This is a genomic window from Thalassolituus sp. ST750PaO-4, assembly GCF_020320405.1.
In the GTDB taxonomy this organism is placed as follows: Bacteria; Pseudomonadota; Gammaproteobacteria; order Pseudomonadales; family Oceanobacteraceae; genus Venatoribacter; species Venatoribacter alkanivorans.
Genome location: NZ_JABVCB010000005.1, coordinates 92,507 through 107,747 on the forward strand (window position 1 = coordinate 92,507; position 15,241 = coordinate 107,747).

The window sequence follows — 15,241 nt, forward strand, 5'->3', positions numbered from 1 at the left end:
CTACTCTCTATACCCCATTATCTGATTTAACACCGCACGCAACGCCATCGCCTTAACCGGTTTTTTCAGCAGCTGATAATCCAGCGCCTGAATGCGTTCTTTTACTTCGTCGGTATAGTCGGCGGTAATGACCAGACAAGGTACCGGCTGCTGCCAGTGTGGTTGCAGTGCGGCCATAGCGTCCAGTCCGGTTTTACCGAAGTCCAGATGATAATCAACAATCGCCAATGCCGGAGTACGCCCCTGCAGCTTCTGTAGCGCTTCTTCGTCGTTAATTGCGGCCACAACCTGATAACCCCAGTCAGAGAGCAGCTCACTCATGCCTTCGGTAATCTGCCGCTCATTATCAATACACAGAATCAGCTGATCCGTCGATAAACTGACCTGTGCTGCGGCAGGAGTTTCCGGCTCAGGCAGCTGCTCAGTAATAGGAATAGCCATTGTGAAGACACTGCCACGGCCAAGTTCAGACTGCGCCTGAACCGGGTGCTGTAACAGTTTGCACATACGCTGCACAATCGACAGCCCCAGGCCCAGCCCCTTACTGCCATTATCTCCCTGACTTTCGACCCGGTGAAATTCTTCAAAAATCATATGCAGGTCATCCGGCGGAATACCACGGCCACTGTCCAGTACCTGCAGGCGCACATGATCACGACTGCGGCGGACGCCGATCAGTACACGGCCACGATCGGTGTAGCGTAATGCGTTGGCCAGCAGGTTCTGCAGAATACGGCGTAGCAGTACAGGATCTGACTCGACCATCAGCTGGCAATCAATAAAACGTAACTCAATACCTTTGCGCTGAAATAACGGCCGGAATTCTTCAACCAACGAGCGTAAGACAGAAGACAGGCGGAATATCTGCACATTGGCACGCACAATATCGGCATCCAGTTTGGATATTTCCAGCAGCTCATTCAGCAGCGATTCCGCAGAGCTGAGTGAGTGTTCCATATTCTGTGCTACCGGCAGAATATCGGTGCTGAGTTCCGGACAGCGGCTTGCGGCTTTCTGTAACTTATTGATGATGGATGCAGAAAATAACGACGCCGAATTCAGCGGCTGTACCAGATCGTGACCGGCTGCGGCCAGAAAGCGGGTTTTATTACGGTTGGCACGCTGCAGGTCAGCATTAAGAGCCGTCAGCTCCTGCGTCCGTTCCTCAACCCTGTCTTCCAGAATTTCGTTGGCCTTACGCAACTCATCTTCAATATTGCGGTATTCGGTAATATCACTGTATACCGTGATATACAGGTTGGTTGAGATCGGATTACCGATTAATTCAATATAACGGCGATCGGCGGCGCGGCGTACATAATGCAGCGACATTCGGTTTTCAATCTCGCTCATGCGCATCTGCACCTGAGCTTCCACATCACCTTCACCATAACCACCGGAGCGGGCAATAAAGCGCACCACCATTTCTGCAGAAAGCCCTACGTATAAATAACCCGGGGGAAAATCATAAAGATTGGCAAAGCGCTGATTCCAGGCCACCAGGTTATGATTTTCATCGACGACAGTAATGCCCTGCACCAGACTGTGCAGCACGGAGTTAAGCAGGTCGCGGTTAAACAGTACAACTTCGCTCACCTCTTCCATAAGGCTGTTCAGGTGGGCGAATTGCGGCGATTTATCATCCACCAGATTGTGCAACAGCAAATCGGAGCCACGCCGACCAAGCACAGAACTGAGTAAGCGGTCGGCCGCTTTCAGCATCGATTCGCTGACCACGCCACGGGTAATCAGCCGCCCGGTTACCGGATTGGAAAAGTCTTTAAACAGGGCATCGATTTTTGCCGGATTAATAAAGCGCTGCAGCAGTGCTTTAAGATCATCGGTACGGATTGCATAACGCCGTGGAGCGACATTACGCTGCCCGGAAAAAGGTTCAACAAAGCGTTGCGCCTGCTCAATATCAGAGAAACCCGGTTTGTAATACAGCGAGAATATTACCAGAGCCAGAGTATTGGCCATCAAACTCCAGAAGGTGCCATGCACCACCGGGTTCATATTATCAAAGCCAAGCAATGCCTGGGGACGTAAAAACTCAAGCCCGAAAGGGCCATCCATAAAACCGCTGTGAACCCAGCCTGCATTAGCTAATACAGGTAAGAACAAACAGTAAAACCACAACAGAAATCCACTCAGCAAACCGGCATAAGCGCCCATGCGGTTCGCTCCCTGCCATATCAGACCAATCAGAATCGGAGGGGCAAACTGAGCAATAGCGGTAAACGACAGAAGACCGATTTCCGACAGGCTATGGAACTGCGACAACATACGGTAATAAACAAAAGCAAAAGCCATAACAATAACAATGGCAATGCGGCGGATATTCAGTACGCGCTCTTTAATATCCCGCGAGTCGCCCTGCAGACGCAGCTTGATCAGCAATGGAATAATGATTTCGTTACAGATCATGGTGGCCAGGGTGATAGAAGCAATAATCACCATCGAGGTGCCGGCCGACAAGCCACCAACATAGGCAAAGGTGGCCAGCTCAGTCTGACCAAATGCCAATGGCAGCTGTAAAGTAATAAAGTTAAAGGATTCCAGCACATCGCCGTGCATAAATGCAGCCAGTGCCAGCGGCAGCAGAAACAGGTTAATCAGCAACAAATACAGCGGAAACATCCAGCGTGCTGTTTTTAAATCCTGCTCACTGCGGTACTCCACCACAGCGACGTGAAACTGGCGCGGCAAAGCAATAATCGCAATACCACCGATAAGAGCATGGGTAAGATAAACGCTTGGGTTCTCGTAGGTAGTCAGTACTTTGTGCAGGTGTTCATTGGCTAATGCTTTGCTGAACAGATCGCCGAAGCCATCATACAAACCATAAACCGCAAAAATACCCACGGCACTCAGGGCAAATAATTTCACCAGCGATTCAAAGGCAATAGCCAGCATCATGCCCTGATGGCTTTCACTCGAGTCCACTGTGCGGGTACCAAACAGAATACTGAAAATGGCCATAACGGCAGCAATAAACAGTGTCGGATCGCTGTACCAGCTGAGCTGAACAGAGGTGGTGTCAGTAATAATCTGAAAGCTTCCCGATACCGCCTTAAGCTGCAGGGCAATGTAAGGCACTATGCCAAGAATACTGAGTACCGAAATCAGTACAGCCAGTCCACGGCTATGACCAAAGCGTGCTGAAATAAAATCCGATATGGTGGTGCTGTTTTCCTGCCGGGCAATCTGAATAATACGATCAAGGATTTTCCAGCCGACGGTAATTAAAACAATCGCGCCCAGGTAGGTTGGTGCCAGCAGCCAGCCATGCCGAACGGTCTGCTCAACCGTTCCATAGAAGGCCCAGGTGGTACAGAATATTGCCAGAGTCAGGCTGTATACATAGGGCTGCCATGAAGACTTCCGGATACGGTCACCCAGAATAGCCAGAACAAACAGAAAACCCACATAAGCCAAAGAAATAAGACCAACCAGCCATATACTGCTCAGATAATCGATCAAGTGGCACCTCATCTTATTCTTTCAGTCCGCCCCTGCACCATATAACAGGCCCGGCGTTTCGTCACAGATATAGTGACAATTATGGCTGACTATTTCCGTATTTTTTTGTGCATGGCGATATCTGACTGCCCGCCACCTACTTTAGTAGGTATTGCACTTATTTTAATTGTCCCTACCAAAGAAGGATGGAGTGAAAGCCAACCGGTTCATATAGTTTTTTTAATCCTGATCTGTCAGATAACTGACTTTTCAGATTAAAGGAAAATAATAAATCCGGAGTCTGATATGAAAACCATGATCAAGCCATTACTGACGGCTTCCGCTCTTGTACTCTGTGCCGCTGCGGTTCATGCAAAACCTGTATTACTGAAAACACCCATTGCTTTCGGCTCCAACCTGCCGGCCCTTGGAACCCCGATCACCTGGGTATCTGAGCAGCTGCCTCTGGTATCCGGCGGTCAGATTAAAATGAAAATTTACGAGCCGGGAAAACTGGTTGCGCCACTGGAGATTCTGGATGCAGTGTCCAGCGGTAAAGTGAACTCCGGTTATTCTATTGCCGGTTACTGGGCAGGAAAAATGCCGGCTGCTGCAATCTTTTCTACCATTCCGTTCGGCCCTGAAGCTCCGGAGTTTGCCGCTTGGATGTATTACGGCAATGGCCTGAAGCTGTACCAGAAAATGTACGATGACGGCGGCTACAACGTACACGTTGAGCCCTGCGCCCTGATCAGTCCGGAAACATCCGGCTGGTTTAAAAAACCGGTAAACAGCGTCGATGATCTTAAAGGCCTGAATATGCGTTTCTACGGCCTTGGCGGCGAAGTTATGCAGAAACTGGGAGTCTCTACCTCTCTGATTCCGGGTGGTGAAATTTTTGGTGCTCTGGAAAAAGGCGCAATTGATGCCACCGAATTCTCACAGCCAGCCATCGACGAAAAGCTGGGCTTCTATAAAGTGGCTAAATATAACTACTTCCCTGGCTGGCATCAGCAGGCCACGGTATTCGAACTGCTGATCAACAAAGATACCTGGAACGGCATGAGCGATAGCCAGCGCGCACAGATTTCCACAACCTGTAAGGCATCCGTAACCAACTCCGTAGCGGAATCTGAGTACATTCAGTTTGAAGCCATGAAGAAAAATGCCGAAGTCCGTGGTGTAGAAATCCGTACCTGGCCAAAAGAAATGATGGATCAGTTCCGTTCAGCATGGGAAGAGGTGGTTCAGGAACAGCGTAAAGATCCGACCTTTGCCGTGGTTTATGACGATCTGAAAAACTTCCGCGACAACTACAAACTCTGGTCAAGCCGCGCCTTTATCAACCGCGACTGAATCCTGCCTTAAACCGGCACAGAACCCTGTGCCGGTATTTCTGTTTTTAAACGGGTAATGTTATGAATAATGATCTCCGGCCACCTTCGACCGTGCTGCTGGCGGATGCGGTCGATCGTGTATTACGTAAAAGCTGCGAATACCTGTCCTGGGTATACGCCATTCTTATTGCCGTTATTCTGTTGCAGATAACCCTGCGCCGTGGTTTCAGCGCCGGCCTGATTGCACTGGAAGAACTGCAATGGCACCTGTATGCCATTGGCGTACTTTTTGGTGTTATTTACGCACAGGCGACCAACAGTCATGTACGGGTAGATGTCCTGCAGGCACGCTTTTCTGCCAGAGCGAAAAGCATGACTGAAATAGCCGGAATTCTGTTACTGGCGATGCCTTTTCTGTTCGTCGTGTTTATTCACAGTCTGGATTTTGTTGCCGAATCCTGGCGCATCAATGAGCGCTCTCTCGCCCCTGCCGGTCTGCCCTGGCGCTGGCTGATCAAGTCGATGATCCCTGTTTCAGTCGGCCTGATGATGCTTACCTTTATCAACCATCTGTATCGCGAGTCTGTATTACTGATACGGGGTAATAACTATGGAAATTAATGAAATTCTGATAGTGGCGATGTTCGCCAGCTTTATCCTTCTGCTTTTTTCCGGATTTCCTATTGCCTGGGTTCTGGGTGGTGTCGGCACATTGTTTGCCGCTCTGGCGTATATGAGCGACATGTATCTCGATACCATGATAGGTATCGACTTTAACTCCATCGGTCTGGTCGTCAGCCGTATTTATAAGATCATGGACAACTGGATTCTGGTTGCGCTACCCATGTTTATTTTTATGGGAAATATGCTGGATAAATCCGGCGCGGCAGAAAACCTGATGCAGTCCTTTCAGGAATTATTTGGCCGGGTACGTGGCGGTCTGGCTATTACGGTTATTCTGATCGGGATTATTCTGGCCGCCTCTACCGGTATTGTCGGTGCTTCTGTTGTGCTGCTGGGGGTAATGTCACTACCCGCTATGCTCAAACAGGGCTACTGTAAAACCGTTGCCGTTGGTACCGTTGCCAGCGCTGGCACACTGGGCATTCTGATTCCGCCCAGCATTATGCTGGTTATTATGGCGGATCAGCTGGCACTGTCTGTCGGTGATCTGTTTATGGGAGCCGTCGTCCCCGGTCTTCTGCTGGGCGTGCTGTATATTGTCTATGTGCTGGGCTGGGGCATCATCCGCCCGCATTCCATGCCACTGGCAGAAGATGTACAGCCGGTAACATGGAGAGTCTGGGTTAACGTTATGCGTTCCGTGCTCCCCACACTGCTGATGATTATTGCGGTGCTGGGCAGTATTTTTACCGGTATAGCAACGCCAACCGAAGCGTCTGCTGTTGGTGCCGCCGCCGCGATTCTTCTGGCCTGGCATAACGGCCGTCTGAGTATCAATGTGGTGCGTGAATGCCTGCACAATACTTTCAGCGTCAGTGGTTATATTTTTGCGATCTTTATCGGTGCAACCATGTTTGCGCTGGTGCTGCGCGAGCTGGGTGGTGATGAGTACATTGAATCTTTCCTGACCTCTTTGCCCTTTGGCCCTTATGGCATCATTCTGTTTGTGCTGGGCATTGTTTTTCTGCTGGGTTTTGTACTCGACTGGATTGAAATTACACTGATTGTATTACCGCTGGTCGCTCCGGTAATTAATGCTCTGGAAATTTCGATTAATGGCTATGGTGTGATTGATCAGCCGATTATGGTGTGGTTTGTCATGCTGGTTGCCGTGACGTTGCAGACATCCTTCCTGACACCACCGGTTGGCTTTGCACTGTTTTATCTGAAGGGTGTATGCCCGCCAGAAATCAAACTCGGTACAATTTACCGTGGTGTTATTCCGTTTATCGTACTGCAGTTACTGGGCCTGACACTGCTGATTATGTTCCCGTCACTGGTGAACTGGTTCCCGGCCATGGTTTACGGTCAGTAAGCCGACGCTGCTATCCCCGGAAGCTTTTGGTTTCCGGGGATATACCAATCTTTTAAATCTTTCCTTCCGGAAAAATACAGGCAATCAGCAAAAGACGCTGCTGCCCATTCCATGATATTTACTTTCCTGCAGGCGCACATTACCGTCATGTATTTACTGTCCCGACAGTGAATATTACATACGCAGGAGTCTGTTATGCCGAAAATAGCCCAAACCCCCGAGCCACCCTACTACGCTGTTATTTTCAGCAGTCACCGCACCGAAGGAGATAACGGTTACGCTGAGATGGCTGCACGCATGATTGAAACAGCAGCAAGACAGCCGGGATTTCTTGGTATTGAATCAGCAAGGGAAGGTCTGGGTATTACGGTATCGTACTGGGACAGTCTTGAGGCTATCCATCGCTGGAAGAACGACGCCGATCATAAAGAAGCACAACGTCTTGGCCGCGGGCAATGGTATTGCAGATTTCGGGTGCGGATAGCAAGAGTGGAACGAGAATACGGAATGTAATGCGGCATCAGGTAACAGTAAAAATGTTTACTCTGAGCCGCTCAGCGGAAACATGCCGGATTTATTCAATAAAGGTAGTCTGCGAAGCCGTCAGCGACGACAGGTGAATGTTCCAGTGCTGCATACCTTTACGGCTGTAAACATAATGACCACTGAGTGAATTCAGAGGCTTAATACTGGATATCGGAGTGCCGTTAAGAATCATCATTGCCAGACGTGAAGCAGTAACGCCTTCCTGATAAGCCGAGACGGTAAAGCCACCGGCGGCTTTATGCTCACCAACAAAAATATCCCACAGTGAAAAAATCGGCACTTTCGCCTGTCCCCAGGCTTCATTCATCAGCGCATCCGGGCTGACATGCTGCCCGTTATGATCGTGAATGGTGTGATGGGTGCCGACAATAACAGCATCAATACCGCGCTCAGAAGCAGAGCTTATTGCATGCAGCCATTGCTCGCGGTTATTGGTCATCAGCACATCGACCTGCGTACCATGAATAACCATCGTACGGGCATCACCAAAAAACTCACCGATGGCATTATTCATGGTCGGTGAATCGTCGGTAAGAATCAGAAAGTGTTTGTCGCGTTTCAGAACCTTACGCATATGGCGGACGTTCTGCACAAAGAATGGCCGCTCCAGTACACCGGTAATTAACGGGTTATCGATAAACGGATACTGGGCACGGCCGCCATTAACACCAAGAAAGACCACTGGTATACCCATTCCGGCAATGCTTTCGGCCATCAGCGAGAATGCATTATCGTCACCAATGATCACCAGCTCCGGAGCCAGGCGACGTATGCTTTGCTGTATTTCGGCAGCTTTTTCCGGCCAGTCACTTTTAGCCAGCTGCTTGGTGTCCATTGAATATGCCGTCAGCTGACATTTCTCGCCCATATTATCCTGCAGTGCCTGCAGATACTGCGCATCCCAATTATATTGCGGATGATAACTCTGAATAACGGCCACCTGTTTCAGCGGCCCGGCATTGCTGGTTGCACAGCCAATACAGAGTGCCAGCAGCATATAACGGCTTACTGTTCTTATTGCCATAGTATTCTCTCCGGCAGAAATTAACTCCGGAGTTAACCATGTGGCTGCTGGCCTCAGTATCCTGATTTAGTAGGTGAAGGAGGGGTTAATTGAAGGTAAAGAAAGCGGCCCGGGAATCTGAATTACTCCAGACTTTTATCCAACGCCAGCCGACAAATCTGCACCGGCCCGGCGGCGGATTCGGCGCGACAGACTGTCGATCAGAATATTCAGTGCCGCGGCGACCACAATCAGGAAGAAGGCCTTATCGTAACGGATTTCTTCAAACGCAGAGTCAATATAAAAACCCAGGGTGGCAATACCGAGAATTCCCATCATCGCGCTTTCACGCAGGATGACTTCCCAGCGATAAAATAAAAAGGCAAGAAACCCCGGATATAAGCGTGGCGTATGCAGATACAGGTAACGGTTAATCCCCTTCGGATCATCGGCACGCTGTGGCTGCTGTTCGCTGTGGTTGGCGAGCAGGAACGCAATTAAACCACCGTTATGTAATGCCAGCGCCAGCACGGCCGGTAAGCCGGAAGGCCCGAGCAGTAACAGCAGAATAAAGGCGATCATCATTTCCGGCGTAGAGCGCATAATCAGCAGTAATAACCGCCCCGGCCAGCGCATGGCCCTGCCACTGATCGCCTGACTGGCCAGCGGGTAACACAGCAGTGCAATCACACCGGTCAGTACCAGAGCAATCTGGGTAAGGTACAGCGTCTGCAATAATGCCGGCCAGGCTACCTGACTGAATTCGCGCCAGTACCAGGTCGCGGCTGCGCTCAGATCACCCTGCTGTAATGCCCGTGGCCAGATATCCTGACTGATAAACTGCCACGCATAGCTGCTGCCCAGTGGCGGCGACTGGGGTAACAACCAGAGCGCCAATGCCGCATAGACAGGTAATAACCAGCCACGTAACCAGAAGCGGATACTGGCAATTAATATAAAAAACACCCAGAGCAAAGCCGCGGCTTCGCTGTATTGCCCCTGTTTAAAAGCGGTTTCCAGATGAAAGCCAAGTGTTGGCAAACCAATAAAACCAAGAATGGCGCTGGAGCGTAATGCACACTCAAAACGATAGCGGCAGTAGCTGCGCATCTCGCCCAGACTCTGTGGAATTAAAGTGTAGACATAGCGGCTGATGCGGCTGCTGAAAGGTGAAACAGCCAGCGCAGGCTCTGGCGCCTGGCGATCAAACATTTCGGCAAATACTTTGGCAAATACACCGGTATAAGGAATTAAAATCGCCAGCAAGCCGGTGGTGGCACTGAGGCCATAGAGCTGCATAAATAACAGCCCCCAGAATATTTCGTGTACCGAACGTACCGCCGCCGCCAGCATACGCACCGGCCGCCAGTGATAAAACACCGCCAGCATTAAGCCCAGCGGTACTGAAATGATCAGTGCCAGTAAGGCAAAGGCAACGGTCTGGCCCAGCGCACTGAACAGCGTACTGCTGTCAGCCCAGTAGGGAGTAATAAAGCCCCAGCCAATACGTCCAAGTTCACGCCATGGGTCAGTCGGATAAAGCGCCAGATCGGCCAGAAATATACAAGCCAGGGCAATCGCAATAAATAACAGGGAAATACGGCGCAAACGACGACCGCTGCTGTGTGCCGGGCGCACGCCGGGTAAACGGTTCAGCAGTATTAAAGCGTCGTTATCAGGACGCATAAAAAGCGTCCAGATCGTTGCTGGTTAATGCTGCGGCCGGACCATCGTAAACCAGTTCACCTGCGCGCAACGCCAGCACACGATCAAAATGGGCAAGTGCCAGACGGCGGTTATGCAGGCTGACCAGCAGGGTATTATGACGTTTGATTAATAACTGCAGAATATTTTCGGCCTGCAGCGGGTCGAGGGCAGAGACCGGTTCATCGCCAAGAAATACCGGCTGCTTACGATACAGCGCACGCCCAACGGCCACGCGCTGACGTTGCCCACCGGATAACCGGTCTGGCGAATGCCAGAGTTTATCTTCTAACCCAAGCTCGTTACACAGCTGCTGAATTTCGGCACGTGGGGTATTAAATGAGCGGATTAAATTCAGCAGATTATAAACACTGCTGTGGCGCTCCAGCCCGCCCATAAAAATATTGTTATACACCGACAGCATATCCACCAGCCCGCCCTGTTGTGGGCAGAGGGCAATCTGCTGTGGCTGCTGGCGGTACAGAACATCCAGCAGGCTGGATTTACCGGCACCGGAGGGGCCGATAATGGCTATTTTTTCGCCCTGACGAACAGTCAGGTTAATGTCATGAAGAACGCGGTGCTTACCCAGCGTCAGATCAAACTGCTGTAACTGAAACAGGATAGCGGCATCCGCGTTCACACTCATGGTTATCAGTCTTCCAGCAGGCCAATCGCACGGGCGGTATTTTCAATCGGCGCGTAATCGTCGTTACTGGCCGGTACAAAAGATTCACGCGGGAAGCTGGCGAGCAGGTCTTTATCTTTCATTTCCAGCAGGGCTTTGCGCATTTTTTCTTTAAAGCCGTTGCCGAAACGGGCATCCACATCACCACGGATAGTCCACTGATAATCCGGATAGGTTGGTGTGGTCCAGATCACCTGAATTTTTTCCGGGTCGATATTGCCGGCCGCCAGCTCGTTATCCCAGACGGTGTAATTAACCGCACCGACCTGATAAGCACCGGACTGCACCTGAGCAATGGTACGGCTGTGATCGCCGGAGAAACCAACGCGCGAGAAAATATCCTCTGGTGCTGCGTTAAATTGTTCGCGCAGATAAAACTCCGGCATTAAACGGCCGGAAGTAGAACCTTTGGAACCAAAGGTAAAGGTTTTGCCTTTCAGTGCCGCAGAGAGTGTTTCTTCTGCATTCAGGCCCGCGCTTTTATTGGCAATAAAATAGGTTTTAAAGAACTGATCTTCATAGCCCTGAGCAATGGCTTCAGAACCGGCCACCAGCTTACGCGCCTGCACGCCGGATAAACCACCAAACCAGGCCAGCTGTACCTGATCGTTACGGAATGCGGTAATGGCGGCGGCGTAGGATTTTACCGGAATGTACTTCACCTCAGCGCCGGTCTGTGCCGAAAGATAATCGGCCACTTTATTAAAGCGTTGCTGTAAGCGCGATTCATCTTCATCTGGAATGGCGGTAAATACGAAGGTATCGGCGAATGCGGAAAAGGCACTGAGCAGCAGGCCTGCTGCTGCGGCAAACTTAAAGGTCTTTTTCATGGTTTTACTCATTATTTTTCAGGTAGTCGTTAATCTCAGCCGCTGAACCACGGAATTCAACCGGGCCTTTTTTCTGCGTCAGCTGGTACTCGTACATCGGGTCGTAATAGTCGCTGAGCATAATGCCGATCCACTCGCGGTGCAGGCTGTTATCGCCTGTTTGCTCGTGTTCGTTCAGTGCCTGCTGCAACAAATCGTCAAGCTGCTGATAGCGCACACCACCAAGGCGACGCTGAATTTTCTGCAGCGATTTGGTCAGGTCATCGCGGAAAGCCGCAAAGCCTGCTTCTTCGCCTTCAGCCTGCTGCCACTCCTGCAGTTTATGCAGAATATAATTACGGAAGCTGTGCTCAACCCGCTGTTCCAGCGAGGCTTCAACAATAATCAGTGGCGCGGCCAGCATACGCAGACGCAGACATTCCGGAATCGCACAGCGGCCAATCAGCATGCTTTCGTCTTCGAGCAGAATACGACGCCCCGGATGCGCATGATCCTGACGCAATAACGCCACCGCGAGTTTGTTTTCAAAATCAATCTGCGATGGTTGCCCGGCCGGGCGTTTGCCAAAAGTGCTGCCGCGATGATGGGCAATACCTTCAAGGTCAATACTGTGCGGCAGAGCATTTAATAAATCGGTTTTAGCGCAGCCGGTATGACCCGCCAGTACGCGGAACTGGCCATCGGCCGCAATGCGCTCCAGCGTATCAATTAAAAAGCGCCGCATGGCTTTGTAGCCACCGGTAATGCGCGGGTAATCACAGCCGGCTTCTTTCAGCCACTGCTGTACGATCTGACTGCGCAGGCCGCCACGGAAACAATAGAGATACCCATCAGGATGCTGACGGGCAAATTCCAGCCATTGCTCCAGCCGCTGTTGTTTTACCTTACCGCCCACCAGCTGATGGCCCAGCACAATAGCGGCGTCCTGGCCCTGCTGTTTATAACAGGTCCCGACTTTCGCCCGTTCGGCATCGGTCATCAGCGGCAGGCTGACGGTGTGCGGAAACGCACCCTTTTTAAATTCCAGCGGCGCGCGGGTATCCATCATCGGTGTGTCGGTTAAAAACAGGCGGGTAAAATCCTGTGTATCGGGACGGCTCATGCCTGAACCTCGACACGGTAATCGCTGCGTGCGGCGGTTAATTCACCAATGCACTGTGCGTATACCCCGGCGGCTGTTAATACCTGTTCCAGCGCTGCGGCTTGCTCTGGCTGTACGGCAATTAATAAACCGCCGCTGGTTTGCGGATCGCAGAACAGCGCTTTCTGCTCGTCGTTTAACGGCGCCAGTTTATCGCCATAGGAATCAAAATTACGCGTGGTGCCGCCGGGCAGACAACCCTGGGCAATATAGTCGCGTACCGGTGGCAACAGCGGAATATGTTGCTCGTACAACACCGCATTCACACCACTGCCTTCGCACACTTCCAGCAGGTGCCCCATTAAACCAAAACCGGTAACGTCGGTAATGGCTTCCACACCCTCAAGCTGTGCGACTTCGGCGCCGACTTTATTCATCTGGCACATCACGTCACGGGCAAGAAATTCATGCTCCGGGCGCAGTTTTTTCTGCTTCTGGGCGGTGGTCAGAATGCCCACACCCAGTGGCTTGCTCAGATAGAGTTTGCAGCCTGCGGTTGCGGTGTTGTTCTGCTTCAGTTTGTCTTTCTGTACCAGACCGGTCACTGCCAGACCAAAAATCGGTTCCGGCGAATCAATACTGTGACCACCGGCCAGCATAATGCCGGCATCGGCGCAGGCCTGACGGCCACCGTCGACCACGCGCTGTGCGACTTCAGGCGGCAGCACATTCACCGGCCAGCCAAGAATCGCAATCGCCATTAACGGTTTGCCACCCATGGCGTAGATATCGCTGATGGCATTGGTCGCGGCGATACGGCCAAAATCGAAGGGATCATCGGCAATGGGCATAAAGAAATCGGTGGTGCTTAAAATCACCTGACCGTTACCGATATCGTAAGCGGCGGCGTCGTCTTTGCTGCTGTTACCCACCAGCAGATTGGCATCGGTGGGCAATGTCAGCTGCGAGGCAAGAATGCTGTCGAGCACTTTAGGTGATATTTTGCAGCCGCATCCGGCGCCATGGCTGTATTCGGTCAGACGGATATTGTCGGCAGAAACCTGTGAACTCATATTGCCCCCGGTAAAGAAAACTGGGGCCGAATGATACGTTAATGTACCGTTCAGGCACAGGGAGTATGATCCGCCGCCTTTGCCTTTACCGGTCTGCAAACCACGATGAATTTCCAACGCCCTACGCTTCTTTTGCCAATCCTCAGTCTGGCAGTGATAACGCTCAGTGCATGTTCTGTCGCGCCACTGACAACCCCGACCAGCGCCCGCTCACTGGGCAAAGGTAATGTCCAGCTCAGCGCCTATGTCGCACCGGCAACCTCTGTCAGTTTCGCAGCGGCTCTGGGGGAGAACACTGACGCCGGTGTCGCCATTGAACAGCAGATCACCATAAACCAATCCATATGGATTAAGCACAGTCTGTTAAATCAGGCACAGGGCTGGTCAGTAGCCGGATTGGCCGGGCTGTTCAGTGCCACCGATCTGGCGAACAGCAAGGGCTTCTATCTGGGGCCATTGTTCAGCTACAGCAAAGGTAAGGCGGAGTGGTACGGTAATCTGCGCTATAACCGGGTTTACTGGGATGGGCCAGACAACCTGTCGAGCGAAGATAAAGACGATCTGTGGTTCGACATTGTTTCAGACAGCAGCGTTTACTCGTACTGGCAAGCTGATGTCGGCATGAAAATACACCGCAAGCGGATCACCTTTAATCTTGGTGCCACCTGCCTCGAATTGGGTGGCAGCTCCGCTTGCATGCCGATTATGGGTGCTGGCCTGACCTACTGAGCGCTGGCCGTTTTCATCAGTGCCTTTACCTGCGCGGGCATTTCGCCCGCCTGCCATTTGTCGTACAGCGCCTGCAGCTCACCACTGGCGATCAGCTCGGGAATACGGCGGTTATATTCGCTGATCAGATACTCCGACACCGGCCCTTCAGCAAAGGCGACATACACATCGCGGCCGTAGGGCACATCCTGTATCTCAAAATAATCCATGCCCACACCGGCCTCTTCCAGCGCCAGCTGAATGGCATCCCATTCATCCACCATCATGTCGATCTTACCCTGCTGTAACCATTGCAGCCCTTCAGCTGTAGTGCGGAATTCACGCAGTTTAAAATTACGCTGTTTGCCGGGAATTACGTCATAGCCTTTCATCCAGCCCACGGTTTTGTCTTTTAACGTATCAAGCCCCTTCCAGGTTATGCGGGCCTTGAGTGGGTAAACAACCGACAGGTATTCCACATCGATGGCATAACGGGGATAAAGCAGTGGTTCACTGCTGTTGCGGGTCTCTCCGATGATGGCGTTATACACCCGGTATTCGGTTACCATCTTCAGCGCCCGGTTCCAGGGCACCGTTGCCGGTTTAACGCGGATGCCGGCCGGCTCGTACACCGCGCGCAGAATATCCCAGTACAGGCCGGTGCCATCTTTATTGGTAAACTCCGGCCATTCCGGTGCCACCACGTTCACCATTTTGATATGACTGGCCGTAAACCCGGCCACAGAATCGGCGCCGGCGTTAAGCGCCAGCCCAAGCAAGACACAAAAACACCACGCACGCATAACCACC

The 15,241-nt window shown here is 51.6% G+C and carries 13 protein-coding genes; 5 read left to right on the forward strand and 8 right to left on the reverse strand.

Features of this window, described 5'->3' with window-relative positions; translation table 11 throughout:
* Complete coding sequence (locus HUF18_RS02820) at positions 1 to 3,483, reverse strand: hybrid sensor histidine kinase/response regulator (protein ID WP_225691060.1); 3,483 nt, start codon at positions 3,481 to 3,483, stop codon at positions 1 to 3.
* 285 nt (positions 3,484 to 3,768) lie between these two features.
* Here HUF18_RS02820 and HUF18_RS02825 point away from each other — a divergent pair, with 285 nt between their 5' ends.
* The 4 genes from HUF18_RS02825 to HUF18_RS02840 all read left to right on the forward strand — a co-directional run bounded on the left by HUF18_RS02825 (position 3,769) and on the right by HUF18_RS02840 (position 7,311).
* Positions 3,769 to 4,818 (forward strand): TRAP transporter substrate-binding protein, encoded by a 1,050-nt coding sequence (locus tag HUF18_RS02825; RefSeq protein ID WP_145467921.1) that lies wholly within the window; start codon positions 3,769 to 3,771, stop codon positions 4,816 to 4,818.
* A gap of 62 nt (positions 4,819 to 4,880) precedes the next feature.
* Positions 4,881 to 5,420 (forward strand): TRAP transporter small permease subunit, encoded by a 540-nt coding sequence (locus HUF18_RS02830; RefSeq protein WP_225691061.1) that lies wholly within the window; start codon positions 4,881 to 4,883, stop codon positions 5,418 to 5,420.
* On the forward strand, positions 5,410 to 6,798 hold the full coding sequence (locus HUF18_RS02835; RefSeq protein WP_145467917.1) for a TRAP transporter large permease: 1,389 nt from the start codon (positions 5,410 to 5,412) through the stop codon (positions 6,796 to 6,798). Before HUF18_RS02830 ends, HUF18_RS02835 begins: the two co-directional genes overlap by 11 nt.
* A 195-nt stretch (positions 6,799 to 6,993) precedes the next feature.
* Positions 6,994 to 7,311 (forward strand): antibiotic biosynthesis monooxygenase family protein, encoded by a 318-nt coding sequence (locus HUF18_RS02840; RefSeq protein WP_225691062.1) that lies wholly within the window; start codon positions 6,994 to 6,996, stop codon positions 7,309 to 7,311.
* A gap of 61 nt (positions 7,312 to 7,372) precedes the next feature.
* Here the strand turns inward: HUF18_RS02840 and HUF18_RS02845 are convergent, their stop codons facing one another.
* From HUF18_RS02845 to selD, 6 genes are all read right to left on the reverse strand, one after another.
* Entirely contained in the window at positions 7,373 to 8,368 is a 996-nt protein-coding gene (locus HUF18_RS02845; protein WP_222428507.1) for an ABC transporter substrate-binding protein, read from the reverse strand.
* A gap of 135 nt (positions 8,369 to 8,503) precedes the next feature.
* Positions 8,504 to 10,033 carry a PhnE/PtxC family ABC transporter permease gene (locus HUF18_RS02850; protein ID WP_225691063.1) on the reverse strand — a complete coding sequence of 510 codons (1,530 nt, stop codon included), beginning with the start codon at positions 10,031 to 10,033 and terminating at the stop codon, positions 8,504 to 8,506.
* Positions 10,023 to 10,700 carry an ATP-binding cassette domain-containing protein gene (locus tag HUF18_RS02855; RefSeq protein ID WP_225691064.1) on the reverse strand — a complete coding sequence of 226 codons (678 nt, stop codon included), beginning with the start codon at positions 10,698 to 10,700 and terminating at the stop codon, positions 10,023 to 10,025. The genes HUF18_RS02850 and HUF18_RS02855 overlap by 11 nt, the downstream gene beginning before the upstream one ends.
* A gap of 5 nt (positions 10,701 to 10,705) precedes the next feature.
* Positions 10,706 to 11,569 (reverse strand): putative selenate ABC transporter substrate-binding protein, encoded by an 864-nt coding sequence (locus HUF18_RS02860; RefSeq protein ID WP_225691065.1) that lies wholly within the window; start codon positions 11,567 to 11,569, stop codon positions 10,706 to 10,708.
* A gap of 4 nt (positions 11,570 to 11,573) precedes the next feature.
* Positions 11,574 to 12,671: a tRNA 2-selenouridine(34) synthase MnmH gene (gene mnmH / locus HUF18_RS02865; protein WP_225691066.1), complete on the reverse strand. Its 1,098-nt coding sequence runs from the start codon at positions 12,669 to 12,671 to the stop codon at positions 11,574 to 11,576.
* Positions 12,668 to 13,723: a selenide, water dikinase SelD gene (gene selD / locus HUF18_RS02870; protein WP_225691067.1), complete on the reverse strand. Its 1,056-nt coding sequence runs from the start codon at positions 13,721 to 13,723 to the stop codon at positions 12,668 to 12,670. The genes mnmH and selD overlap by 4 nt, the downstream gene beginning before the upstream one ends.
* 105 nt (positions 13,724 to 13,828) lie before the next feature.
* Here selD and HUF18_RS02875 point away from each other — a divergent pair, with 105 nt between their 5' ends.
* A complete protein-coding gene (locus HUF18_RS02875; protein WP_145467906.1) occupies positions 13,829 to 14,452 on the forward strand; it encodes a hypothetical protein in 624 nt (207 codons plus the stop codon).
* Here the strand turns inward: HUF18_RS02875 and HUF18_RS02880 are convergent.
* Positions 14,446 to 15,234 (reverse strand): substrate-binding periplasmic protein, encoded by a 789-nt coding sequence (locus tag HUF18_RS02880; RefSeq protein WP_225691068.1) that lies wholly within the window; start codon positions 15,232 to 15,234, stop codon positions 14,446 to 14,448. The two genes, HUF18_RS02875 and HUF18_RS02880, sit on opposite strands and share 7 nt — an antisense overlap.
* Positions 15,235 to 15,241 lie beyond the last annotated feature (7 nt).

Bases quoted from the DNA above. Each gene is read 5' to 3' on its own strand.
- HUF18_RS02825 (WP_145467921.1), top strand. From the start codon at position 3,769: ATGAAAACCATGATCAAGCCATTACTGACGGCTTCCGCTCTTGTACTC.
- HUF18_RS02830 (WP_225691061.1), top strand. From the start codon at position 4,881: ATGAATAATGATCTCCGGCCACCTTCGACCGTGCTGCTGGCGGATGCG.
- HUF18_RS02835 (WP_145467917.1), top strand. From the start codon at position 5,410: ATGGAAATTAATGAAATTCTGATAGTGGCGATGTTCGCCAGCTTTATC.
- HUF18_RS02840 (WP_225691062.1), top strand. From the start codon at position 6,994: ATGCCGAAAATAGCCCAAACCCCCGAGCCACCCTACTACGCTGTTATT.
- HUF18_RS02845 (WP_222428507.1), bottom strand. From the start codon at position 8,368: ATGGCAATAAGAACAGTAAGCCGTTATATGCTGCTGGCACTCTGTATT.
- HUF18_RS02850 (WP_225691063.1), bottom strand. From the start codon at position 10,033: ATGCGTCCTGATAACGACGCTTTAATACTGCTGAACCGTTTACCCGGC.
- HUF18_RS02855 (WP_225691064.1), bottom strand. From the start codon at position 10,700: ATGAGTGTGAACGCGGATGCCGCTATCCTGTTTCAGTTACAGCAGTTT.
- HUF18_RS02860 (WP_225691065.1), bottom strand. From the start codon at position 11,569: ATGAAAAAGACCTTTAAGTTTGCCGCAGCAGCAGGCCTGCTGCTCAGT.
- mnmH (WP_225691066.1), bottom strand. From the start codon at position 12,671: ATGAGCCGTCCCGATACACAGGATTTTACCCGCCTGTTTTTAACCGAC.
- selD (WP_225691067.1), bottom strand. From the start codon at position 13,723: ATGAGTTCACAGGTTTCTGCCGACAATATCCGTCTGACCGAATACAGC.
- HUF18_RS02875 (WP_145467906.1), top strand. From the start codon at position 13,829: ATGAATTTCCAACGCCCTACGCTTCTTTTGCCAATCCTCAGTCTGGCA.
- HUF18_RS02880 (WP_225691068.1), bottom strand. From the start codon at position 15,234: ATGCGTGCGTGGTGTTTTTGTGTCTTGCTTGGGCTGGCGCTTAACGCC.